This window comes from Bacillus sp. SIMBA_005 (assembly GCF_046535585.1).
In the GTDB taxonomy this organism is placed as follows: domain Bacteria; phylum Bacillota; class Bacilli; order Bacillales; family Bacillaceae; genus Bacillus; species Bacillus pumilus.
On the sequence record NZ_JAWRWI010001195.1, the window covers coordinates 1 to 235 of the forward strand.

General features: G+C 50.2%; 1 protein-coding gene. It reads left to right on the plus strand.

The window, feature by feature from the left end:
• A partial coding sequence (locus SB660_RS23870) for an ATP-binding cassette domain-containing protein (RefSeq protein ID WP_410585090.1) occupies positions 1-235 on the plus strand: 235 nt, incomplete at both ends.

Genomic DNA, 235 nt, shown 5'->3' on the forward strand with positions numbered 1-235 from the left:
GAAAAGGCAGAAGCACAGGCGAAGGAAATGCTTAAGCTGGTTGCTCTTCCTGAATCCCTATTATCTCGATCTCCCTTTGAACCAAGCCGTGGTCAAATGAGACGTGTGGCGATTGCAGGTGTTCTAGCGATGGGACCGGAAGTGCTAGTGCTGGATGAGCCGACTGCAGAGTTAGATCCACGCGGACGTAAGGAAATCATGGACATGTGCTATGAGCTTCATCAAAAGGCAAACC